We start from the raw sequence: 22,389 nt of genomic DNA on the forward strand, positions 1-22,389 counted from the left end.
CATGGTCGAGACCCTGCTCGAAGCCGCCGCGCAAGTGCTCGAAACGAAGGGGCTCGAAGGGTTCAATACGAACGCGGTCGCCGAGCGCGCGGGTGTCAGTATCGGTTCGCTTTATCAGTACTTTCCGAGCAAGGATGCGCTAACCATCGCGCTGATGGAACGCGAGAACGCGCGGTTTTACAAGGAGGCGCTCGCGTCCCTCGACCACGCGAGCGGACCGGCCGCGCTCGATCATCTGATTCGCGTCGCCGTGTGCCAGCAGTTTGCGCGGCCCACGCTCGCGCGGCTTCGACGTAGAAGAAAGCCGGCCTCAATTGCGCGCGGCGCTGCCGAGCACCGGATCGATGCGCAGCTTGCTTCTGGACATCCTCGCGCGGGAAGATTCGCCTCAGCAAGCAGACACGGATGTCGCCGCACGCGATGTGTTCGCGATGATCCGTGGTCTCGTCGATGCCGCCGGCGAGCGCGGCGAGACGGATACGGCCGGCCTCACTCGCCGCGTGTGTGCGGCCGTGCAGGGCTATCTGACGATGATGTCGGCCGCCACGCCCGCCGAAGAAGACCCGCACCCCGCCGATAAACGCGAGCAGCCTGCACGCAAGCCGGCGCCGCGCGGCCCGAAACGCCCGTAGTACGGGCCTCGGCGGCTCCTGAAGCCCGAGCGGCGACGCGAGTATAAAACGCGAGCTTTTACTCGTAACATTTCCGTACGGAACGCAAGGAGCGCTCCGCATCAACGGAGATCGACATGAGCACCATCACCACCAACGCAAATACCACCACCTCTGTCAGCACGGCAATGAGGCTCAATCACATGAGCTTTCCTTCGTCCGATGTCAGCGCCACGGCAACCTTCTTCGAAGCGCATCTGGGCTGCACTGTCGCCGGTCGCGGGGCGAGCTGGATCCTGAAACGCCCGGGCTTCGACATCGTGATCGATGACGCCGGCGACCATCCGGTCGAGTGGCCCCACAACTTTCACATCGGCTTCGAACTGGCGACGCTCGACGAAGTTCGCGCGCTTCACGACCGGATGATCGCAGCGGGCGTCGGGATGAAAACCGGCGTGTTCAAGCACGAACGCGGCTCGCGGTTTTTCTGCGAAGTGCCGGGCGGTGTGCTGGTCGAGATCAACACGCGCTCGGATGCCGACGAGCAGTATCGCGGGACGTTCGGCCTCTAGGCAGGATTGATACTTTTCACGACCTAATTTCGCCGAAAAAAGATATTGGACGTCTTACCGGTGGTCTCGCAAAATCCGGGTTTCCCTGCGGCCAACGAACCGGCCCGGGCGTAACACAGGTTCGGATAACCACAATACAGAGGTACAGATGCCCCACTATCGATCACGCACATCGACTCATGGCCGCAACATGGCCGGCGCCCGCGCCCTGTGGCGCGCCACCGGCATGAAGGACGGCGACTTCGGCAAGCCCATCATTGCGGTCGTGAACTCGTTCACGCAGTTCGTGCCGGGCCATGTGCATCTGCGCGATCTCGGCGCGCTGGTCGCGAAGGAAATCGAAGCGGCCGGCGGCGTCGCGAAGGAATTCAACACCATCGCGGTGGACGACGGCATTGCCATGGGTCACGGCGGCATGCTGTATTCGCTGCCGTCGCGCGAACTGATCGCCGACTCGGTGGAGTACATGGTCAATGCGCACTGCGCCGACGCCATGGTCTGCATCTCCAATTGCGACAAGATCACGCCGGGCATGCTGATGGCCGCCATGCGCCTGAACATCCCGGTCGTGTTCGTCTCCGGCGGTCCGATGGAAGCCGGCAAGGTCAAATCGCCGACCGACGGTCAGGTGATCGCGAAGATCGACTTGATCGACGCAATGATCAAGGCCGCCGACTCGAAGGTGAGCGACGCCGAAGTGGCGGAGATCGAGCGCAACGCGTGCCCGACGTGCGGTTCGTGCTCGGGCATGTTCACCGCGAATTCGATGAACTGCCTGACCGAAGCAATCGGTCTGGCGTTGCCGGGCAACGGCACGATCGTCGCCACGCATGCATGGCGCAAGGGGCTGTTCGAACAGGCCGGGCGTCTCGTGGTGGACCTGTGCCGCCGTTATTACCAGGAAGAGGACGCATCGGTTTTGCCGCGCAGTATCGCGACCAAGCAGGCGTTCAAGAATGCCATGACGCTCGACGTCGCCATGGGCGGTTCGACCAACACCGTGCTGCATCTGCTGGCGGCCGCGCAGGAAGCCGGCGTCGATTTCACGATGTCCGATATCGACCGCATCTCGCGCAACGTGCCGTGTCTTTGCAAGGCGGCGCCCGCGACCGACAAGTACCACATCGAGGACGTGCATCGCGCGGGCGGGATTCCCGGCATTCTCGGCGAGCTTGCACGCGCCGGGCTGCTCGACCTCTCGTGCGGCAACGTGCATAGCGGGACGCTTGGCGACGCGATTGCGAAGTGGGACATCGCGGGCGGCGCGGGCGAAGAAGCGCAGAAGTTTTTCCGCGCGGCGCCTGGCGGCATTCCGACGACCGTAGCGTTCAGCCAGGAAGCGACCTTCGCCTCACTCGATACCGATCGCAAGACCGGCTGTATCCGCAGCAAGCAGGACGCGTATTCGAAGGACGGCGGCCTCGCCGTGCTGTACGGCAATCTGGCGGAGAAGGGGTGTATCGTCAAGACGGCGGGTGTCGATGAATCGCAATGGCTGTTCTCGGGCCGCGCACGCGTGTTCGAGAGCCAGGATGACGCCGTCGACGCCATCCTGGGCGACCAGGTCGTGGCGGGTGACGTAGTCGTGATCCGCTACGAAGGTCCGAAGGGCGGCCCGGGCATGCAGGAAATGCTCTACCCCACGTCGTACCTGAAGTCGAAGGGCCTGGGCAAGAGCTGCGCGCTCTTCACCGATGGCCGGTTCTCCGGCGGTTCGTCAGGGCTCGTGATTGGACACGCATCGCCGGAAGCGGCCGAAGGCGGCACGATCGGGCTGGTGGAAGAGGGCGATGTGATCGAGATCGATATCCCGAATCGCAAGATGCATCTGGCGGTACCGGATGCGGAACTGGCGCGCCGTCGCGAAGTCATGGAAGCACGCGGCGACAAGGCGTGGATGCCGGTGAATCGCGAGCGCGTGGTGTCGCTCGCGTTGCAGGCGTACGCGGCGCTTGCAACATCGGCCGATCGTGGCGCCGTGCGCGATCTGTCGCAACTCAAGCGTAAGTAAGCGCCGTCAGGGCTCCGTTGCGTGAAGACATTGGAGCCCGGCAATCGGAGCCCGAAGCCCGGTGCAAACATTCGAGGGCGGTTTAATTCACCCGCCGTCCTTCGACCGGATAGCCGGGATCGGTGTATCCCGGCGTCGATGTGTGTCCAGGCGGCACAAGACTGTCCACGAACGCCTCATCCCGGGCATCGAGCTTCAGGGTGAGCGCGTCCATGTAGCTGTCCCAGTGCGCTTCGGTGCGCGGTCCCGCGATCGTGGAACTGACGAACTTGTTGTTCAGCACCCAGGCGAGCGCGAAGGCGATCGAATTCGTGCCGCGCTCGGCCGCATGAGCAGCGAGTTTCTGCGCAATTTCCAGCGACTCCGGACGGAACTCGGTCTGGTGAATACGCTTGTCGCCGCGACCGGCACGGGAATCGTCCGGCGGCGTGGAACCCGCCTTGTACTTGCCGGTCAGCACACCGCGAGCGAGCGGGCTGTATGGCACGACACCCACCCCGTAATGCGCCGCGGCCGGAAATTGTTCGACCTCGGCCGTGCGATCCACCATGTTGTACAGCGGCTCGCTCGCGACCGGCCGGTCGATGCCGAGTTGATCCGCGAGACGAACGATCTCGGCGATCCGCCAGCCCTTGAAATTCGATAAAGCGAAATACCGCACTTTCCCCTGGCGGATCAGGTCGCCGATGGCGCGCACGCCTTCTTCCAGCGGCGCGTCGAGCAGGGCGCGATGAAAGTAAAGGATATCGATGTAGTCTGTGTCGAGACGCTTGAGGCTCGCCTCAACGGACTGGATGATCCACTTGCGCGACTGGCCTTGTTCGTTGGGACCTTGCTGTGTCGGGTAGCCGAACTTCGTCGCCACGACCCAATTGTCGCGCTTGCCGGCTATCGCGCGACCGACCACCTCTTCGGAGCGTCCGGCATGATAGACGTCGGCGGTATCGATGAAGTTGATGCCCTGGTCGAACGCTTTGCTGATGATGCGCTTGGACGCCGGTTCGTCAGTCTCGCCACCGAACATCATTGCTCCGAGGCAGAGCGGTGAAACTTTGAGGGCGCTTCGCCCCAGATAACGATAGTCCATGGATCTCTCCGAATGAGTGGTTCACTGAGGATGATAAAGAGAGACTGTTCATCGATAAAGGCCCATAAACCGCATGCCCTCATGAGCGTGGTTCATGAGTGGACGGTCGACGTTCATTCGCTATGACGCAGGGCGTCGATGATCAACGACATCGCACGCGAGGACTGGCGGCGGCTTGGGTAATAAGCGTGCAAGCCCGGGAACGTAGGACTCCAGTCTTCCAGCACCCATTGAAGACGGCCGGCCGAAATGTGGGGTTGCACGACATCGGCGGGAAGGTACGCCAGGCCGTAACCGGCCAACGCGGCGTCGAGCATCTGATACGTCCCGTTGAACGCCAGTTGACCTTCAACACGCACCTGGACCTCGCGCGCCCCTTTCTTAAGCTCCCATGCGTAGAACGAACCATGCGTCGGCAGACGCAGGTTGATGCAATCATGCGCGGTCAGGTCCTGGGGTTTCGCGGGCAGCTTGCGGTTCTTCAGGTATGCAGGAGAACCCACGATCCCCATGCGCATGTCGGGCGCAATGCGCACTGCAATCATGTCCTTGGCGACCTGATTGCCGTTACGGATACCGATGTCGTAACGATCCGCGACGATATCGGACAGACCGTAGTCGGTGATGATCTCGACCTTGATGTCCGGATACTTCTTGAGAACTTTCGACAGCTTCGGCCAAAGAACCGTGCGGGTCGAGTGATCGGTCGCCGTGATGCGGATGGTTCCTGCCGGCTTGTCTCTGAGTTCCGTGACCGCTTTCAGTTCGGTTTCGATTTCGTCGAATCGCGGCGCAACGGTGTTGAGCAGCCGCTCTCCCGATTCGGTCGGCGAAACGCTACGGGTAGTTCGAGTGAGCAGCCGCACGCCGAGCCGGGTTTCCAGCGCTCTGATCGTATGGCTGAGCGCCGATTGCGACACGCCCATTTGAGCCGCCGCTTTAGTGAAACTCTGCGCGCGTGCGACGGTGATGAAGGCGAGCAAGTCATTGAAATTTTCACGTGGCATTGATGAATCCGGCTCATGGGTGTTTGCGGATTCTACCGTCTAGTCATGATCGCCGGCGGTGGTTAGATTGACAGAATAAAGTAACTACGTTCGGTGGCATGAGATATTCGAAAGGAGAATTAAGCAATGTTGAATGGCGAAACTCGTCTGTTCCCGATCATTGGTGACCCGATCAAATTCGTGCAGTCACCGCGCACCTTGACCCGGGGTTTCGAGTCACGCGGTCACAACGGCCTGTGCCCGCCGATGCAAGTCCCGCAGGGCGATCTGGACGCTGTCATGCGCGGCCTGACAGCAACGGCTAACGTCGATGGCATTCTTGTCACCATGCCGCACAAGTCCGCAGCGTCCGCCTATTGCACGACCGGCTCGGAGACAACGCGCATGCTGGGCGGCGTGAGCGTGATGCGGCGCAACGCGGACAATACCTGGCACGGCGAAATGCTCGACGGCCTTGCGTTCGTGAAAGCCCAATCAGATGCGGGCGCGCAAGTGGAGGGCGCTCGGGCGTTGCTCGTCGGCGCCGGCGCGGCAGGCAGTGCGATAGCCGTTGCGCTGCTTCAATCGGGCGTACGCGAACTGGTCATCCACGACTCGGATGAAGCGCGTGTCGCCCGTTTGATCGAGTCCGTTGCGCATCTTGCCAAAGGCCGCGCGAGTGCTGGTCCGGCCGACCCGACAGGTTGCAACATCGTGAGCAACGCCACGCCGATGGGCATGGCCAAAGATGATCCGCTTCCCGTTCCTGCGGATTTGCTCGATTCGTCGATGTTCGTTGGCGATGTCATTGCCGGGCACGGCGAGACGCTATTTTTGCGGGCTGCCCGGTCCGCCGGCTGCAAGACCGCAGACGGCGTGCAAATGGTCGATGCGGTGCAGGAGATGATGCTGGATTTTTTTCTCGCAGCCTGAGTTGCGCTGCCAGAAATCGAGCAAGCGTGCGTCCGTAAAACTTGCCTCCAGCGCGGTTATGGAACCGGCCAATTCTTCGTGAAGCAAACGGACGGACCCGAATCCCGTAACCGGTCCGTTGTTTGCTGAGACTGTTGCTCGGAGGACATCACCATGATCCTGCGCATACGTATGGCACCGGTTGGCGACGACACACGATGGCAAGGTCTTCGTCAGCTATCCGCAAGCAGGCGGTCCCGGTATCCAGCCCGGTCCGACGCCATGTAGGTCGATGCGCAGGTTATTTGTGGATTCCCGCCACGCAACAGAACCTGACCAAGGGCTTCAACAACGGCCAGATGACAGTCAAGTTTCCAGTCTGGATCTACAAACTGCAGATCGGCCAGATGCCTAGCCCGATCGATCATTCTTGATAGTGGGAAAGCCAGGAGCGAGCCATGAGTACCGCCGATAAACCCGAGTCCCCGCAACGCCGTACGTTGTTGAGCGCGGCTGCGCTTGGCGGCGCGAGTCTGATTGCCGCCCGCGGGGTGAGTGCCCAAACCAGCGCTCCGGGCACCGCTTCGGGCCAGCCGCTGCATCGCGTGAATCAGCCTGAAGGCGGCGCGGCGGACACCGACACCACCGCCGATATCATCGTGAACACACTGCTCGCGTGGGATGTCGATCACGTGTTCGGCATGGTCGGCGACGGCATCAATCCGTTGATCGAAGCTTTGCGAAAACGTCACGACAAGATCCGCTTCATCGGCGTGCGGCATGAGGAGGCGGCGGCCTTCATGGCGTCGGGCTGGGCCAAGTCGACCGGGCGGCTCGGCGTCTGCATGGCGACCACCGGTCCGGGCGCAGTCCATTTGATGAACGGTCTCTACGACGCCCACTTCGACGGCGCGCCGGTTCTCGCCATCACCGGACTGACGTTCCACGACCTGATCGGGACGCGCTTCATGCAAAGCGTCAGCACGACCGCGCTGATGGAGGACGTGGCGCTCTACAACACGGTGGTGACCGGACCGCGCCATGCGCTGGTCGTGACCGACATTGCGTGCCGCTCGGCGCTTGGCGGGCGGGGCGTCGCGCATCTCACCATATCGAAGGACATTCAGGCGGAGCCGCTCGCAAGCGACAAGGCGTCGATGGAAAACCATGGCCTCCGGACATCGACAAACTGGAACCGTCCCGCCCCGACGCCTTCCACCGATGACCTGCAATCCGCCGCCGACCTGATCAACGTGGGCAAGCGCGTGGCGATCCTCGCCGGGCAGGGCGCGCTCGGCGCGACGCCTGAACTCGAACAACTGGCGAGTCGCCTCAACGCACCGGTGGCCAAAGCCTTGCTCGGCCGCGCCGCGCTGCCCGACGATTCGCCGTTCTCCACGGGCGGTATCGGCCATCTGGGCACGGTTCCCTCCGACGAAGCCATGCATGCCTGCGACACGCTCTTGATCATCGGCTCGACCATGCCCTGGGTCGATTCCTATCCGAAACCGGGCGCCGCGCGCTGCGTGCAGATCGACATGAAGGATGATCGCATCGGCTTGCGTTATCCAGCGGAGATCGGTCTTGTCGGCGATACGAAATCAACGCTGCGCGCGTTGTTGCCCATGCTGCGTCAGAAAGACGATGCGTTCCTGCGCGAAAGCCAGGCGCGCGTCACGCAATGGAACCGGCTGCTCGATCAGGTCGCGGCGACTCAACGCGTGCCGCTGCGGCCGCAAAGCGTGATCCGCACGATCAGCGACGCGCTCGCGCCCGACGCGATCATCTGTCTCGATTGCGGCGCGAACACGCACTTCGCCGCGCGTTTCCTGACGCTGCGGCGAGGTCAGCAACTGGTCGCAACCGGCATGCTCGCGACCATGGCGCCCGGTTTGCCTTTCGCAATCGCGGCGCAGCTGGCGAATCCGGGAAGGCAGGTGGTGGCGTTCGTCGGCGACGGCGGGTTTTCGATGTTGATGGCGGAGATGTCCACGGCCGTCAAGAACCAGTTGCCAATCAAGGTCTTCGTGCTGCGCAACGACGCGCTGGCCGAAGTCCTGTTCGAGCAGCGGGAACTGGGCAATCCGGCGTATGGGTGCGAGCTGGGTGGCATCGACTACGCACAGGTTGCAACGGCGTGCGGCGCGCAGGGCTTCCGATGCGCGGCGCCGGGTGAGGTCGCGCAGGCGGTTCAGGCGACGTTGCGCACGGCGGGGCCTGCGTTGCTCGAAGCACGCGTTGACGCGGAAGAACGTCCATCCATGCCGCATCAGTTGAAGGTTTGAATCGCAGACGCATCGGGTCAAAATACAGGCGTCAAAGTCCCAAACAAACCGCCCCGGCCGCGACGACCAGGCACGCCAGCCAGCGCTTCGCACTGACCGTTTCGCGCAGAAACACACGCCCGATCAGCACCGCGAACACCACGCTGGTCTCGCGCAACGCCGATACCGCGCCCATGGCGCCCGACTGCATCGCCCAGATCACGATGCCGTACGCCGCGATAGACACAAGGCCGCCCCCGATCGACGACACGACCGCCGCTGTCGCATCGCGTACTGGTGCCGAGAGTGCCGTGACCCCGCGCATCGCGATGAACAGCACGGGCATCAGCCAGTAGAACAGGAACATCCACACGGTGTAGGTGAGTGCCTCGCCGCTGGACGAGCGCACGCCGATACCATCGACCACCGTATAAAGCGCGATTGTTGCGCCGGTCATCAGCGCGTCCAGCACGCCCGCCCGCGAAACTTTCCCGCCTTCCAGCGCAAGCGCGATGATCCCGCTTGAGATCAACACGACCCCGAACACGTGCAGCGGCCCGATCGCCTCATGCGCGAACAGCGCCGCGCCGAGCGTTACGAGCAACGGCGACGAGCCGCGCGCAATCGGATACGCCTCGCCCAGGTCGCTGCGCCGGTACGCGCGCACGAGGCTCATGTTGTAGGCAACGTGCAGGAACCCCGACGTCGCGAGGTAGGGCCAAGCCGCCCGGACCGGCCAGGGCACGAACAGGATGACGACGCTTGAGACGACCGCGATCGAGATGCTCATCCATGTCATGGACAGGAAGCGGTCGTGGTTGCCGTGAAGCATCGCGTTCCAGCTCGCATGAAGCACGGCAGCAACGAGGACAAGACCACCGGTATAGCTGAGCATTGCGGACTGGACGCCAGAAAGGGTTCAGTAAGCAGGATATCTATCTTGTTGTCATCGAACAAACCAGATAAATTGGATCATCGCGTTAGATAAACTCTTTTGAATGAAGCGAACCCTTCCTCCGCTCAATGCTTTGCGAGCCTTCGAGGCCGCAGGCCGGCTTGGCAGCTTTAAAGATGCCGCCGCGCAATTGCACGTGACGCACGGCGCCGTGAGCCAGCACGTGCGTCTGCTGGAAGAGTGGCTTGGCGCGCCGCTGTTCGAACGGCACAACCGGCGTGTGGTGCTCACGCCGGCAGCCAGCATTTATCTGGAGGAGATTGGCCCGTTGTTCGAGCAGCTATCGCAGGCCACCACGCGATACGGCATCCCAGGCGCGGTTTCACCCACGCTGACAGTGAACGCGCCTGCTACGTTCACGTTGCGCTGGCTGGTGCCGAGGCTGGCCCGGTTTCACGCCGGGCATCAAGACGTGGACGTGAGCGTGGTGACATCGAACGAGTCGGTGGAGAGTCTCAAGGATGTCCATGACATCGTGATCCGCGGCGGTCCCGATACGTTCTATGGCTATTCCATGCAAGCGTTCCTGTCCGAGGAGCGGCTCCCCGTTTGCAGTCCGGCGCTGTTGCAGCGTCTGCCGCTTCGGGCGCCGGACGATCTGGCGCGGCATACGCTGCTGCATACGGCAAGCCTCCCGCGGCTCTGGCCGGACTGGCTGGCGAGGGCGCAGACTCCGGCGCTGCGGCCGGCTGCGGTCGTGACCTTCGATCACTTTTACCTGACGTTGCAGGCTGCCATCGACGGGATGGGGGTTGCAATGGGGCCGACGGCGCTTGTATCCGACGATCTTGCTTCGGGCCGGCTCGTGACGCCGTTTGCGGGGCCGCGTCTGCCATCGCGGAGTTATTGCACTTATGTGCCCGATGACAAATCCGCCGACGGTCTCGTCATGCTGTTTCGCTCATGGCTCGAGCGCGAAGGGGCGCGTCCGGATTCACAGCCGGCACCTTGAGCGGTCCCGGCAACATCTGCATGGGTTTGTTATTCTCGCTCCAATATTTCGAGACAAACATCCCAATAGCTGCAAGGAGCCTTGAACATGAGCGATTCGTCCGATTACGTGCCGCCAAAAGTCTGGACCTGGAATAAAGGCAATGGTGGCCACTTCGCGAATATCAACCGGCCGATTTCCGGGCCGACGCACGACAAGGACCTGCCGGTCGGCAAGCACCCGCTCCAGCTATATTCGCTGGGCACGCCGAACGGCGTGAAGGTCACCGTGATGCTGGAAGAACTGCTGGCGCTGGGTCACGGCGGCGCGGAGTATGACGCGTGGCTCATCAAGATCGGCGAAGGTGACCAGTTCGGCAGCGGCTTCGTGGCAGTGAACCCCAATTCGAAAATCCCCGCGCTGGTGGACCACAGCGGCGCCGAGCCGATTCGAGTATTCGAGTCCGGCTCGATCCTTCTGTACCTCGCCGAGAAATTCAAGGCATTCCTTCCAACAGAGCCGGCTGCGCGCGCCGAATGTTTGTCGTGGCTTTTCTGGCAGATGGGAAGCGCGCCGTATCTGGGCGGCGGTTTCGGCCATTTCTACGCTTACGCGCCCATGAAGATCGAATACGCGATCAACCGTTTCGCCATGGAAACCAAGCGTCAGCTCGACGTGCTCGACAAACGGCTGGCGGACAACGAGTACATGGCGGGCAGCGAATACACGATCGCCGATATCGCCATCTGGCCGTGGTACGGCGGACTGGTCAAGGGCTGGCAGTACGGCGCGGGCGAGTTTTTATCGGTGCAGGAATACACGCACGTGCAGCGATGGGCCAACGCCATAGGCGAACGTCCGACCGTGCAGCGCGGCCGGATGGTCAACCGGGTTTCCGGCGAACCATCGAGCCAACTTCACGAGCGTCACGACGCGAGCGACTTCGATACCAAGACGCAGGACAAGCTCGCCGCGAAGTAGGCGTCCCGCTCAACTCAGCTTCAGCTTCAGCTTCAGTTGGCAACTTGCCAGCGCAACACCGGATGCGTTGCGCCTGCTGGCAATGCCCACACGCCGATAGGACTGAAGTCATACGACACGAACGACGCCTCCGTGCTCATCTGCGCGGTGGTAAGTCCGTTCGATGCCGGCAGTTGCGTGCCGGCACGAACGCCTTGCGTTTGCGTTGTCGTCTCCGTGTTCCAGTACGAATCGGGCGCGATCGTTCCGTTGTTGACAAACGCAAAGCCGGCCGATCCCTGCGAGCCGAATCCCACTTTCCCGGTGGCGAACGACTGGCTGATCGTCCCTTCGTTGAAGCCGACGAATCCGCCGCCGGAACCGGTCGAGTACTGCGGCGTGACATCGCCGGTTGCATACGACTGGGTAATCGTCCCGGTGTTGTAGCCGACGAGTCCGCCGTTGATGCTGTCGCCGGAGACGCTCGCGCCACTCCAGGACCGTGCGATCAGACCTTCGTTCTTGCCAGCGAGTCCGCCGAACGTATTGCCGTCCTGAGACGGATCGAAGACGCTTCCGGTCGTGTACGAGTTGACGATCGTGCCTTGATTGTCACCGGCGAGCAGTCCGCTGCCGCCGTAAGAAATCCCCACCTTGCTCGTGACGACGCCGACATCACGCACGACGCCCGCCGGCCCGATGACACCGAACAGCCCCGCGTTCAGGTCGGTCGAAAAATCCATGACCTGCGGCGAGAGGTTGGCGATGGTGTGCCACATGCCATCGAACTGACCGGTGAACGGTGTGTTGTGATTGCCTATCGGCGCGGAGGCGACGCCGCCCGCATTGATATCCTTGCCGAGCGCATAAATACCCGCGAGATCGAGCGATACATTCTGCAGGTCGGCCATCGAATTGACGAGTTTGTACGCAGTGATCTGCGTGAGCAGGCCGCTGTATTGCGGCGCCTTCCATGCGGTATTGCTGCGCAGCGTGCCCGGCGTGAAGCTGCCGTTCATGTCGTAGAGCGCGCTGACAATGCCGGTGCTTCCCGACCAGTCGATGACCCCGCGGTTGATCACGCTGCCGCCGTTGTCGATTGCCGATGCATCGCTGCGCAGCGTCAGGTTGCCGCTGCCCTTGTTCTTCACGGTGGTGTTCTGCCCGATGGTCAACGTCCGGTAGGCGGCGAGCGTCAGCGACGCCGGACCTTGCCAGCGGATGTCCGAGTTCATGGTGATATCGCCGGCTGAACCTACGTTCACCGATGTCCCTTTGTTCAGGCTGCGCGACAGCGCGCCGGCGGCGGCATCGCCTGCGGTGAAGGCCGGCGTCGTGACATTCCACTGGGCCGCCACGACGGCCGGACTGCTCGAATCGGCATTGCCGAAGGACAACGTTTGCGCAGTTGTGTCGACTGTGCCGCCCGTGCCGTCTGCATTTGCCGCGCGAACGGTGCCGGTCTGGCGCACGCTGCCGGTATCGGCGACGAGCCATACGTGGCCATCGCGCGTGGCAGTGCCGGTCGCGCGGATCACGCTATGGTTGCCCGCGAGCGCATAGACGTTGCCGTCCGCCGCTTCCAGATTCACCTGGGCCGCGCGCACCGTGCCGCTGTTGATGACCGTGCCGCCGCTGCCCGTTTGCACGAACGTCTGCTTGCCAGTCGATGAATCCTGCAGCAGAACCTGCGCGCCGGCGGCGAGTTCAGCCGTGCCTTCCGGCGCGCTTATCGTGCCCTGGTTCGTCACGTCGCTTCGCGCGATCAGGAAGACATCGCCGCCGCTCGATGCAATCTTGCCCAGGTTGATCACGCTTGCGTTCGATGTGCCTGACAGCGTCAGCGCGCCGCCTTGCATGAACGCGGCGTTAGTCGTGTCCAGCGTCGACCCGACAAAGCGGCCGCCCGTACTGATCACGCCGTTCTGGCCCACAAGAATGCCTTGCGGGTTGATCAGGTACACGCTGCCGGTTGCGCTGAGCGTGCCGAGGATCACCGACTGGTTGCCGCCAGTCACGCGGTTCAGGGTCGCGCCGTTGCCGTTATCGAATTTGACCTTGTTGCCGTTGCCAATAGAAAAGCTGTTCCAGTCGATGACTGTGCGCGATCCGCCGGCCTGCGTGATCGTGACCGCATTTGCGCTGCTGCTGATCGTGCCGCTGCCCGCCACGAACTGGCCGCCGTTCGGCAGCGGTCCGGCCGCGTAGGCCACGGGAATATATAAAACGCTCAGTCCCGCGGATACACACAGCGCGAGCGGCAAAGGCCGCAAGCGCGCGGGAACGGTAGCCAGTTTCAAAGATAAAAGACGCGCCATGACGTCTCCGATTAGAGTGCCGGGAACACGCTGACCGCAACGCGGGACGCGTGGCTTATTCGATGTTTCAAACACGCGGACACACTCATCCGCCTGGCTGAAAAGCCCGGAGAACGCATCTGGTGTTGTGCTGCAAAAGGCGCTGTGTCGTGCGGGCGTCGGTAATCCACGGCTGCACGCTGCATTGGCTCGAATGATCGAAGTTTCACGGCTTGCGTGATGTTGATCTGCAGCCCTCGCGAAGAGTAAACGAAAGCTGGCTGACGATTTTGCAAGGGCCGAAAGTCTTGAAATCTTGACCGATTTGGTTGATCACCTGATTGTGATCGTCGTGAGGCGATTTATTGAGCCTCGACCCATTGTCCGGAATTGGGGCACAGCGCGACACGTGCTCCGTTCAGCCAGACTTGTTCTTCGTCGGGGTGCTTCGAAGTCGATGGAGCGATGTCGAATACCACGTTGAGAGCACGGGTCACGTGTTCGTCTTCAACAGGAAGCTCCCATGTCAGGAACAGTTGGGTGAAGTCGTGTTCTGCCGGGAAGTCGGCGTTGTCGAAACCGCTGCTGCGGCGCTGGATGACGCCGTGAGGCTGGCACGTATCGAAGATCACGACCGTGCCCTGGGTCAGCGGGATTCGAAGATTTACTGACGGGAAATGCAGATCCAGACCCTTGTCGTCGCTCACGAAAAGATTGCAGAAGACCGCGCTGCCATATTGCTCGCCATCGTGGTGGTAGCGTGCGCCGCGGCAGGCCATGAGGGCTACGTCGCTTGCAGCAAGCACCCCGGGCAGTCCTTGCACGCCGGTCCAGTCGGCGACTGCCTGCACGCACTGCCTGTACTCCGGCCACCTTGCGCGGGCCCGCGCTAACGGCATCTCCTCGACGTCCCCGGGTTCCAGGATCAGGCGCGTCGCTATCTCCCTTTCCCAATCGGCAACAAGGCGCGGAGGCGGCGCGGGTATCTCGACGGTGCTTGTCAGCACGACGTCACTCACATACCGGCTGCGGATGACCTCGTCGCTCCAGAACCAGGATGTGAGCCGCTGTTTTCGGGTGATGTGGTTCATCCGGGCATTGTAAATCCATTGATTTGTATCCCACTGCATCTGCCGCGCCGGGCGTTTCACAGCGTTTCACAAGCCGCAGTTGCTGGAATAATTGAAGATCATGAAAGTCATTCGATCGATGATCGTTGCTGCTGTTGTCAGCATCGCGGAAAGCGTTCGCTGCTCCGGTTATCGATGTCGCCTGTTCCTGAGTCTCTAAGCGGCATCTCCATCCGGCGAGTCCGCGAATAGTTTGTGATGCACGTGGCGAAGATGCGCGCGCATTGCGTTCTTCGCGGCGCGCGCATCGCGATTCAGGATTGCCTCGCCGATCTTCCTGTGATCCGCGTTCATGGCGGCGGGGATGTGCTTGTCGGCGTAGAAGGTTTCGAGGTGCGTGAACATGGGGCTGTAGCGTTTGTTCCAGAGAACAGTCATGACTTCTGTCAGCACCGCGTTGCCGGTCATCTCGCTGATGAGCAGGTGGAAACGCTTGTCTTCATCCAGGAACGCGGCGTTGTTGACTGACTGCGCTTCCAGCATGTTGATGTTTCGCGTCAGCGCCTCGCGTTGCACATCCGTGCCGTTCTTCGCCGCGAGCGCCGCGATCTCGCCTTCGATCACCGCGCGTGCCGCCAACAGGTCGGCCGCGCTGAACTCTGCATCGGCCGCCGCGGGTTCGGCACGGGTCGCATCGGGCTGGCGGACGAACACGCCGGTGCCCGTGCGGATCTCGACCCAGCCCGCTATCTCGAGCGCAATCAGTGCCTCGCGCACCGACGAGCGGCCAACGCCGAGCTGCTTTGCGAGTTCGCGCTCCGCTGGTAAGGCCACTCCTTGTGCGAATGTGCCGTCCTTGATCAGCCCGGTCAGCAGCGTCGAAATCTTCTGGTACAAGCGCTCCGCTTTGAGATTCGGCAGGTCCATCACGTCACTCCATCAATTGAATTGCGCGCTCAAAAGCGAGTCGCTATACTGCCTCGGCGGTCGAGTGGCCTGACCACCTGACCGCCTGACCAACGCACCGTCCGCGAGCATAGCATTTCGAGTGTTCATGTTGCATTCCCGGGAGACCAGACATGAAGATGACATTTCGGTGGTTCGGCCCTGACGATCCGGTGACGCTTGCCTATATCCGCCAGATCCCCGGCATGTACGGCATTGTTTCCGCCATCTACGACGTGCCCGTGGGCGAGACCTGGCCACTCGCGAAGATCACCGAGTTGCGTGACACCGTTCATGCTGCGGGCCTGGCGCTCGATGTGATCGAAAGCGTGCCGGTGCACGAGGACATCAAGCTCGGCAAGCCATCGCGCGACGCCTTGATAGCGAATTACGCGCAGACGCTGCGCCATCTCGGCGCGGCCGGCATCAAGGTCGTCTGCTACAACTTCATGCCGGTGTTCGACTGGACCCGGACCACGCTCGAAAAGCGTCTGCCCGATGGCTCGACCACGCTTGCTTTCGACGTCGATACAGTCGCGAACATCAATCCCGACGATGGCATCCAGTTGCCCGGCTGGGATACGAGCTACGACGCGGGCCAGCTGCGCGCACTGCTGGCCGAATACGCCTCGTGCGACGAAGCCCGTCTCTGGGAAAATCTCGAATACTTCTTGCAGCGCATCATTCCGGTGGCGGAAGAGGCGGGAATCCGGATGGCGATCCATCCTGATGATCCGCCTCGGCCCATCTTTGGCCTGCCGCGCATCGTCAAGAATCGGGAAGACCTGGAGCGCGTGCTCGCTATTGTCGATAGTCCCGCGAACGCGCTCACGTTATGCTCGGGCTCGCTTGGCGCGGACACCGCCAACGACGTCGCCGCGATGGTCCGGGAATTCACGGCGCGCGGCCGCATTCCGTTCGCGCACATGCGCAACGTCAAGGTGAACGACAAGGGCGACTTTCACGAGACGGCACATCGTTCAGCGGATGGTTCGCTCGACATGGCGGCGATCATGCAGGCTTATAGTGATGCCGATTACACCGGGTATATCCGCCCTGACCACGGCCGCATGATCTGGGGCGAGACGGGCAAGCCGGGTTACGGCCTCTACGACCGGGCGCTCGGCGCGGTTTATCTGAACGGACTGTGGGAAGGCATTCGCCGAGCGAAGGGAGTGGCTTAGCAGAAACACGCAAGACCGCAGTGCATGACGCACGCAGCATCAAAATCAAAAACGCTGTGATAACAGGAGACAAAATCGATGATCGGTTCAGGAAAACAGCGGTTCGGCGCGGTTGCGCTGGCGGTCGCGTCCGTTGCGACGTGCATGAGCTCGGCGGCGCACGCGCAAGTGGCGACCGGCGATACATCGCAGAAAAAGATTGCGCTGTCCAACAGCTTCGCGGGCAACGCCTGGCGGCAGTCGATGCTCAAGAGCTGGGGCGCGGTATCGACGGCGGCGGTGCAGGACAAGAAGGTTGCCGCCGCGCCGGCCTTCACCACCGCTGAGAACCAGGTCACCGAACAAGCCCAGCAGGTTCAGAACCTGATTCTCCAGGGATATAACGCGATCGTGATCGACGCGGTCTCGCCCACCGCGCTCAACGGAACCATCAAGAAAGCGTGCGCGGCCGGCGTGGTCGTGGTGTCGTTCGATGGCATTGTCGATGAACCTTGCGCTTATCGTGTCAACTTCGATTTCAAGGGCTGGGGTGAAGCGGGTGTCGACTATCTCGCGAAGCGGCTGAACGGCAAGGGCAATATCCTGGAAGTGCGGGGTGTGGCGGGTATATCCGTGGATAACCTCATGCACGAAGGCGTGCTCGCGGGCCTGAAGAAGTATCCGGGATTGAAGCTGGTCGGATCTGTGAACGGCGACTGGACACAATCCGTCGCGCAGAAAGCCGTGGCCGGCATTCTGCCTACACTGCCGCAAGTCGATGGCGTGGCGACCGAAGGTGAGATGTCGTTCGGCATTGCGCAGGCTTTCAAGGCCGCCAACCGTCCGGTTCCAGCGATGATCATCGGCAGCACGTATGCAGAGCTCAACTGGTGGAACGAACAGTCGAAAAACGGCTACCAGTCGCGTTCGCTGTCCAATCCGCCGGGCGCCGTATCGTTTGCATTCTGGGTGGCGCAGCAGGTGCTGGCCGGCAAGAAGATCCCGAAGGACGTGACCATCAACGTGCCGCTTCTCGAGATCTCCCAGGAACAGTTGCAGGCGAAGCTGCAGGCGACACCGCAAGGCGGCATCAGCGACGTGACCTACACGTTGCCGCAGACCGTCGCGCTGCTCGACAAGAAGTAAGCTGAACGCGCCTGCCTGCGGCGGGCGCGTCATGTCGTAACCAGACACGCGGAGCATGTGAATGGGCGAAATAAAAATGGCAGAGACAGGCGGCCAGGCACTAATCCGCTTTCACGGAATCAGCAAGACGTTTGGCCGCGTTCGCGCGCTGACCGACATCGATTTCAGCTTCTTGCAGGGCGAATGCGTGGGGATAGCGGGGCATAACGGCGCCGGAAAATCCACGCTCATGGCCGTGCTTGCGGGCGTATTCGAGCCGACGCAAGGCAAGATCGAAGTCGATGGCGCGCCATCGCCACGCTACGACGCCAACGTCGCGCGCCATGCGGGCGTGCGCTGCGTGTTCCAGGAGTTGTCGCTGTGCGCGAACCTGAGCATTGCGGAGAACATGTGCATCGTGCATCCGCAACTGCGTGGGCGAGGCTGGCGGCGTCGGGCGACTGCGCTCATGCGCGAGAAGCTCGAAGAGATCTTTCCCGGCAACGGTCTGATCGGCACAGAGCTCGTGTCCGATCTCACCCTGACGCAACGGCAGATGGTCGAGATTGCCCGCGCCTTTACCGTCACCGACGCCCCGGTGCGCCTCGTGATTCTCGACGAACCCACGTCCTCGCTCGACGCACACACCGCCGAACAGTTGCTCGCCTTCGTGCGCAAGGCGGCGGAGCGCGGCATCACGTGCCTGCTGATCACCCACATGCTCGGCGAAATACAGCGGGTTGCAGACCGCGTGATGGTGATGCGCGACGGCAGTATCGTAAGCGTGCTCGGGCGTGAGAATCTCAGCCGCGAAACGATCATCACCGCCATGGGCCAGCACCTCGAAGCCGATAAGACGCCCGACGCCTTGCGCGCACGCGTAGAACGCGCGGCCGGTCCGCAATATCAGTGGACGCTCGGTGTAGGAAGCCGCACGAAGATCGATGCGTCGCACGGCGAGGTGATTGGTTTTGCCGGGCTCGCGGGGCAGGGACAGACTGAAGCGCTGCTTGCCATCTACGAAGCGGCGACGAGCCGCGGAGCGGGCCGCGCGAAGGTGGCGTTCGTGGCCGGCGATCGAGGACGCGACGGCATATTCCCCGTTTGGTCGATCGCGCAGAATCTCGATTTGCGCTGGCTGAGCGGCGGCACGGCAACGGGAACCAGACGCCGGCCGGGTTTCGGGCTGGTCGACTTTGCCGCCGCTCGCGCGGTCGTGGAAGCGTGGCGCGTGAAGATCGGTATCCGGGGCGCATCCATGAACGCCGGCATTCTCTCGCTCTCGGGCGGCAACCAGCAAAAGGTGCTGTTCGCACGGGCGCTGGCGTCGGACGCCGACCTGATCCTGATGGACGATCCCACCCGGGGTGTCGATGTCGGCACCAAGCGCGACATCTACCAGCTCGTACGCGACGAAGCCGCGAAAGGCCGTACCTTCATCTGGTACACGACCGAGAACGAAGAACTGTCGCATTGCGACCGGACCTACGTGTTTCGCTCGGCATCCGTCACACGCGTGCTCCACGCCGACGAATGCACGGAAGAAGCGCTGCTGGCCGCTAGTTTCGAGGAGCAAGCCGCATGACGTTTGCGATCACCCAGGCGCGATTGCGCGCGCTGCTGCCGGCCATTTCGCTGGTCGCCGTGCTCGTGCCCATCCTGTTCCTGCAGCCGGCCACGCTGAGCTACTTCGGTTCGAGCCTGCTGCTGAATCTTGCCGTACCGATCGTTCTTGCGACGCTCGCGCAACTCGCGATCATCACGGTCAACGACCTGGATTTGTCGATAGGACCCTTCGTGAGTCTCGTCGCCTGCATCGGCGCGACGTTGCTGGTCAAGCAGCCATGGCTCGGCGTGCTGGCCCTGGCCGGTTGCGTGCTGGCTTATGCCGCGGTCGGCGCGTTGATCGAGTTGCGGCAGATTCCGTCGATCGTGGTGACGCTCGGGCTGGCGTTCGTCTGGAGCGGCCTCGCGATCGTGCTGCTGCCGTCGCCGGGCGGCACGAGCCCTGAGTGGATCGGCGCGGCGATGAACTACCAGACGCCGTGGATTGCGGCGCCCATCGTCTGGTCGGCGTTGATTGCGTTGATCGGACATCTGTTGCTGATGCGTTCGTCGGCGGGCGTGCGCATTCGTGGCGCAGGCGGCAATCCACGCGCAATGCGCCGGTTTGGCTGGTCGCTCGTGCGCAGCAAGGCGACGCTCTACGGCATTGCGGGTTTCTTCGGCGTGTTGTCTGGCTTGTCGCTCCTGGGCCTGACCACTTCCGCCGATGCCAATCTCGCTTTGCGATACACGCTGTTGTCCATAGCGGCTGTGATCCTCGGCGGCGGCGAATTCGTCGGCGGCCGCGTGTCGGTGGTCGGCGCGGTGCTGGGTGCCATCACGCTGACGCTTGCCGCATCATTCCTCGCATTCCTGAACATCTCCTCGGACTGGCAGGTCGGCATGCAGGGCGCGATCCTGATCGTGGTGCTGTCGCTGCGTGTGCTGCTGCAACGCGGAGACCGCCAATGAGCCTGCAAACACCCAGCGAAGCGCATAACGACAAGGAAACGCCGTCGGCTTCGACGGCGAACGCCAGTCTGCTGACTCGCCTCAGAAGCATCCAGGCGCCCTGGGTGTGGTCGTTCGCGGGCGCGATCCTCGTCTGGTTCGCGATCGTCACCATCTTCGGCTTCTCGATTGCAAGCAACGTCGCGCAGACGGCGCTGATCTACGGCGTGTTCATGGTGCTGGTCGGCCTCGGGCAGATGCTAGTCATTACCTCTGGTGTGGGCAACATCGACTTGTCGGTGCCATCGACCATCGCGCTTGCGGGCGTGGTCAGCATGCATGTCATGAACGGATCGAACAATCAGATTGCGCTTGGTCTGGCGGCGGTGGTCGGCGTGGGGATTGCCGTAGGGCTTGCCAACTACGCGCTGATCCGGCTGCTGCGCATTCCGCCGATCATCGCAACGTTGTCATCGAGCTTCATCATCCAGTCGCTCGCGATCACGCAAGGCCGACAGCTTCCGCCACCTCCCGCGGCGCTCGGCGCGTTTGCGAATGGGCGCTTCGCGCATGTTCCGTATATTGCGCTGGCGGCGCTGGTGTTGTCGCTTTTGCTTGGCGTGCTGCTGCATCGTTCCAATTACGGACGAAGGTTGTCTGCGATCGGGCAGAACTCACGCGCAGCCTGGCTCGCCGGTGTCGATGTGCATTGGACACGTTGTATTGCGTACGTGTTGTCATCGGTAATCGCGGCGTTCACGGCGCTGCTGCTTGCGGCGGTGTCCGGCGGCGCGTCGCTCGACATGGGCGTGGAGTACATGCTGATATCGATCGCCGTGGTCGTGATCGGCGGCACGCTTGTGACGGGCGGAAAACCGACGATCGCCGGCGTGTGGGGCGCGTCGATGTTCCTGTTCCTCACGAACGCAGTACTCAACGCGGTCGGCGCGGACGCGGGTGTCCGGTCGATCGTGTATGGAGTACTGATCATTGCCGTGACGGTCGCGGCGGGCGGCAAGGCGCTGCGCTAAGCGAACATTTCAATAAGGGACACGCAGATGAAACCTGACGAGCTTGAAGTACACGACCCGCGCTTTCGCACACTGGTCCAGCTCAACGCGCCGCTACAAAAGCTGACCAGCGAGTGCCTATGGGCCGAAGGGCCCGTGTATTTTCCGGCGACCGATTTGCTGATCTGGAGCGACATCCCGAACAATCGCATGATGCGATGGGCGCAGGGCATGGGCGTAGGGGTTTATCGCTCGAATTCGAACTACAGCAATGGCAATACACGTGACCGGGAAGGGCGGCTCGTGACCTGCGAACACGGCGGCCGTCAGGTCTCGCGCACGGAACATGATGGCAGCGTCGTGGTTCTCGCATCGCATTTCGAAGGCAAGCGGCTCAATTCGCCGAACGATGTGGTCGTGGATTCGCGCGGCGCGATCTGGTTCACGGACCCCGACTACGGGATCATGAGCGACTACGAAGGGTTCCGCGCGCCGAGCGATATTGGACGATGCAATGTCTACTGCATCTCCCCGGACGACGGCCACGTGCGGCTTGTCACCGATGATTTCGTCAAGCCCAACGGACTCGCGTTTTCGCCCGACGAGTCACGTCTGTACATAGCCGACTCCGGCGCGTCCCACGATGAGAACGGTCCACGCCACATCCGCGTCTTCGATGTCGCGAGTGACGGCGCATTGCGCAACGGAAGCATTTTCGTATCGATGGAAACCGGTGTGCCCGACGGCTTGAGAACCGACGAGCACGGCAATGTCTGGACCAGCGCGGACGACGGGGTGCATTGCTACGCGCCGGATGGCACCTTGCTCGGCAAGATCCTGATTCCCGAGGTCGTGGCGAACCTGACGTTCGGCGGCTTGCACAAGAACCGCTTGTTCATTACTGCGACTTCATCCGTTTATGCGCTGCACGTAGGCGTTCGGGGCGCTGCACGCTAAGCCTGCATGAGCGCCGGCCCGTCAAAGCCGGCGCTGC

Annotated in this window: 19 protein-coding genes and 1 pseudogene; 14 read left to right on the forward strand and 6 right to left on the reverse strand. The window is 62.3% G+C overall.

The features are described 5' to 3' along the window. Position 1 precedes the first annotated feature (1 nt). The 4 genes and pseudogenes from AX768_RS34275 to ilvD all read left to right on the forward strand — a co-directional run. Positions 2 to 91 (forward strand): annotated as a pseudogene (locus AX768_RS34275) (TetR/AcrR family transcriptional regulator); the annotation flags it as partial. Positions 92 to 344: 253 nt separating this feature from the next. Further along, entirely contained in the window at positions 345 to 632 is a 288-nt protein-coding gene (locus tag AX768_RS34280) for a hypothetical protein (RefSeq protein ID WP_335340479.1), read from the forward strand. A 116-nt stretch (positions 633 to 748) separates the two neighbouring features. Further along, positions 749 to 1,183: a VOC family protein gene (locus tag AX768_RS19155; protein ID WP_231941531.1), complete on the forward strand. Its 435-nt coding sequence runs from the start codon at positions 749 to 751 to the stop codon at positions 1,181 to 1,183. A 148-nt stretch (positions 1,184 to 1,331) separates the two neighbouring features. Further along, entirely contained in the window at positions 1,332 to 3,194 is a 1,863-nt protein-coding gene (gene ilvD / locus AX768_RS19160) for a dihydroxy-acid dehydratase (protein ID WP_062001657.1), read from the forward strand. 82 nt (positions 3,195 to 3,276) lie between these two features. Here ilvD and AX768_RS19165 read toward each other — a convergent pair whose 3' ends face one another. Beyond that, positions 3,277 to 4,281, reverse strand: coding sequence for an aldo/keto reductase (locus tag AX768_RS19165; protein ID WP_062001658.1), 1,005 nt, complete (start codon positions 4,279 to 4,281; stop codon positions 3,277 to 3,279). 113 nt (positions 4,282 to 4,394) lie between these two features. Continuing rightward, complete coding sequence (locus tag AX768_RS19170; RefSeq protein ID WP_062001659.1) at positions 4,395 to 5,288, reverse strand: LysR family transcriptional regulator; 894 nt, start codon at positions 5,286 to 5,288, stop codon at positions 4,395 to 4,397. A 126-nt stretch (positions 5,289 to 5,414) separates the two neighbouring features. Between AX768_RS19170 and AX768_RS19175 the strand changes: the two genes are divergently transcribed. Together AX768_RS19175 and AX768_RS19180 are read left to right on the forward strand one after the other, a co-directional pair. Next, a complete protein-coding gene (locus AX768_RS19175; RefSeq protein ID WP_062001660.1) occupies positions 5,415 to 6,200 on the forward strand; it encodes a shikimate dehydrogenase family protein in 786 nt (261 codons plus the stop codon). Between the two features lie 437 nt (positions 6,201 to 6,637). Continuing rightward, a complete protein-coding gene (locus tag AX768_RS19180) occupies positions 6,638 to 8,464 on the forward strand; it encodes a thiamine pyrophosphate-binding protein (protein ID WP_082778938.1) in 1,827 nt (608 codons plus the stop codon). Between the two features lie 31 nt (positions 8,465 to 8,495). Here AX768_RS19180 and AX768_RS19185 read toward each other — a convergent pair whose 3' ends face one another. Further along, entirely contained in the window at positions 8,496 to 9,338 is an 843-nt protein-coding gene (locus AX768_RS19185; protein WP_062001661.1) for a DMT family transporter, read from the reverse strand. 103 nt (positions 9,339 to 9,441) lie between these two features. On the opposite strand from AX768_RS19185, the gene gcvA reads away from it, so the two are divergent. Further along, entirely contained in the window at positions 9,442 to 10,350 is a 909-nt protein-coding gene (gcvA, locus tag AX768_RS19190; protein WP_062001662.1) for a transcriptional regulator GcvA, read from the forward strand. An 87-nt stretch (positions 10,351 to 10,437) separates the two neighbouring features. After that, a complete protein-coding gene (gene yghU / locus AX768_RS19195) occupies positions 10,438 to 11,310 on the forward strand; it encodes a glutathione-dependent disulfide-bond oxidoreductase (RefSeq protein WP_062002340.1) in 873 nt (290 codons plus the stop codon). Between the two features lie 32 nt (positions 11,311 to 11,342). Here the strand turns inward: yghU and AX768_RS19200 are convergent, their stop codons facing one another. The 3 genes from AX768_RS19200 to AX768_RS19210 all read right to left on the reverse strand — a co-directional run bounded on the left by AX768_RS19200 (position 11,343) and on the right by AX768_RS19210 (position 15,583). Continuing rightward, positions 11,343 to 13,607: a two-partner secretion domain-containing protein gene (locus AX768_RS19200; protein WP_062001663.1), complete on the reverse strand. Its 2,265-nt coding sequence runs from the start codon at positions 13,605 to 13,607 to the stop codon at positions 11,343 to 11,345. A 341-nt stretch (positions 13,608 to 13,948) separates the two neighbouring features. After that, positions 13,949 to 14,677, reverse strand: coding sequence for a hypothetical protein (locus AX768_RS19205; RefSeq protein WP_062001664.1), 729 nt, complete (start codon positions 14,675 to 14,677; stop codon positions 13,949 to 13,951). Between the two features lie 195 nt (positions 14,678 to 14,872). Then, positions 14,873 to 15,583, reverse strand: coding sequence for a FadR/GntR family transcriptional regulator (locus AX768_RS19210; protein WP_062001665.1), 711 nt, complete (start codon positions 15,581 to 15,583; stop codon positions 14,873 to 14,875). 152 nt (positions 15,584 to 15,735) lie between these two features. Between AX768_RS19210 and uxuA the strand changes: the two genes are divergently transcribed. The 6 genes from uxuA (at position 15,736) to AX768_RS19240 (ending at position 22,352) form a co-directional block, all read left to right on the forward strand. Further along, positions 15,736 to 16,785, forward strand: coding sequence for a mannonate dehydratase (uxuA, locus tag AX768_RS19215; protein ID WP_062001666.1), 1,050 nt, complete (start codon positions 15,736 to 15,738; stop codon positions 16,783 to 16,785). A gap of 78 nt (positions 16,786 to 16,863) precedes the next feature. Next, positions 16,864 to 17,910 carry an ABC transporter substrate-binding protein gene (locus AX768_RS19220; protein WP_062001667.1) on the forward strand — a complete coding sequence of 349 codons (1,047 nt, stop codon included), beginning with the start codon at positions 16,864 to 16,866 and terminating at the stop codon, positions 17,908 to 17,910. 61 nt (positions 17,911 to 17,971) lie between these two features. Next, entirely contained in the window at positions 17,972 to 19,474 is a 1,503-nt protein-coding gene (locus tag AX768_RS19225; protein ID WP_062001668.1) for a sugar ABC transporter ATP-binding protein, read from the forward strand. Beyond that, entirely contained in the window at positions 19,471 to 20,406 is a 936-nt protein-coding gene (locus AX768_RS19230; protein WP_062001669.1) for an ABC transporter permease, read from the forward strand. Before AX768_RS19225 ends, AX768_RS19230 begins: the two co-directional genes overlap by 4 nt. Further along, positions 20,403 to 21,416, forward strand: coding sequence for an ABC transporter permease (locus tag AX768_RS19235; protein WP_062001670.1), 1,014 nt, complete (start codon positions 20,403 to 20,405; stop codon positions 21,414 to 21,416). Before AX768_RS19230 ends, AX768_RS19235 begins: the two co-directional genes overlap by 4 nt. A gap of 27 nt (positions 21,417 to 21,443) precedes the next feature. After that, on the forward strand, positions 21,444 to 22,352 hold the full coding sequence (locus AX768_RS19240) for an SMP-30/gluconolactonase/LRE family protein (protein ID WP_062001671.1): 909 nt from the start codon (positions 21,444 to 21,446) through the stop codon (positions 22,350 to 22,352). Positions 22,353 to 22,389: the final 37 nt, after the last annotated feature.

This window comes from Burkholderia sp. PAMC 28687 (genome assembly GCF_001577465.1).
Lineage (GTDB): Bacteria > Pseudomonadota > Gammaproteobacteria > Burkholderiales > Burkholderiaceae > Caballeronia.

What these genes read in the sequence shown, in the direction of transcription:
- uxuA (WP_062001666.1), top strand. Translation starts at nt 15,736, where the DNA reads ATGAAGATGACATTTCGGTGGTTCGGCCCTGACGATCCGGTGACGCTT.
- AX768_RS19220 (WP_062001667.1), top strand. Translation starts at nt 16,864, where the DNA reads ATGATCGGTTCAGGAAAACAGCGGTTCGGCGCGGTTGCGCTGGCGGTC.
- ilvD (WP_062001657.1), top strand. Translation starts at nt 1,332, where the DNA reads ATGCCCCACTATCGATCACGCACATCGACTCATGGCCGCAACATGGCC.
- AX768_RS19175 (WP_062001660.1), top strand. Translation starts at nt 5,415, where the DNA reads ATGTTGAATGGCGAAACTCGTCTGTTCCCGATCATTGGTGACCCGATC.
- AX768_RS34280 (WP_335340479.1), top strand. Translation starts at nt 345, where the DNA reads ATGCGCAGCTTGCTTCTGGACATCCTCGCGCGGGAAGATTCGCCTCAG.
- AX768_RS19185 (WP_062001661.1), bottom strand. Translation starts at nt 9,338, where the DNA reads ATGCTCAGCTATACCGGTGGTCTTGTCCTCGTTGCTGCCGTGCTTCAT.
- gcvA (WP_062001662.1), top strand. Translation starts at nt 9,442, where the DNA reads ATGAAGCGAACCCTTCCTCCGCTCAATGCTTTGCGAGCCTTCGAGGCC.
- AX768_RS19210 (WP_062001665.1), bottom strand. Translation starts at nt 15,583, where the DNA reads ATGGACCTGCCGAATCTCAAAGCGGAGCGCTTGTACCAGAAGATTTCG.
- yghU (WP_062002340.1), top strand. Translation starts at nt 10,438, where the DNA reads ATGAGCGATTCGTCCGATTACGTGCCGCCAAAAGTCTGGACCTGGAAT.
- AX768_RS19165 (WP_062001658.1), bottom strand. Translation starts at nt 4,281, where the DNA reads ATGGACTATCGTTATCTGGGGCGAAGCGCCCTCAAAGTTTCACCGCTC.
- AX768_RS19205 (WP_062001664.1), bottom strand. Translation starts at nt 14,677, where the DNA reads ATGAACCACATCACCCGAAAACAGCGGCTCACATCCTGGTTCTGGAGC.
- AX768_RS19155 (WP_231941531.1), top strand. Translation starts at nt 749, where the DNA reads ATGAGCACCATCACCACCAACGCAAATACCACCACCTCTGTCAGCACG.
- AX768_RS19240 (WP_062001671.1), top strand. Translation starts at nt 21,444, where the DNA reads ATGAAACCTGACGAGCTTGAAGTACACGACCCGCGCTTTCGCACACTG.
- AX768_RS19235 (WP_062001670.1), top strand. Translation starts at nt 20,403, where the DNA reads ATGAGCCTGCAAACACCCAGCGAAGCGCATAACGACAAGGAAACGCCG.
- AX768_RS19230 (WP_062001669.1), top strand. Translation starts at nt 19,471, where the DNA reads ATGACGTTTGCGATCACCCAGGCGCGATTGCGCGCGCTGCTGCCGGCC.
- AX768_RS19200 (WP_062001663.1), bottom strand. Translation starts at nt 13,607, where the DNA reads ATGGCGCGTCTTTTATCTTTGAAACTGGCTACCGTTCCCGCGCGCTTG.
- AX768_RS19180 (WP_082778938.1), top strand. Translation starts at nt 6,638, where the DNA reads ATGAGTACCGCCGATAAACCCGAGTCCCCGCAACGCCGTACGTTGTTG.
- AX768_RS19170 (WP_062001659.1), bottom strand. Translation starts at nt 5,288, where the DNA reads ATGCCACGTGAAAATTTCAATGACTTGCTCGCCTTCATCACCGTCGCA.
- AX768_RS19225 (WP_062001668.1), top strand. Translation starts at nt 17,972, where the DNA reads ATGGGCGAAATAAAAATGGCAGAGACAGGCGGCCAGGCACTAATCCGC.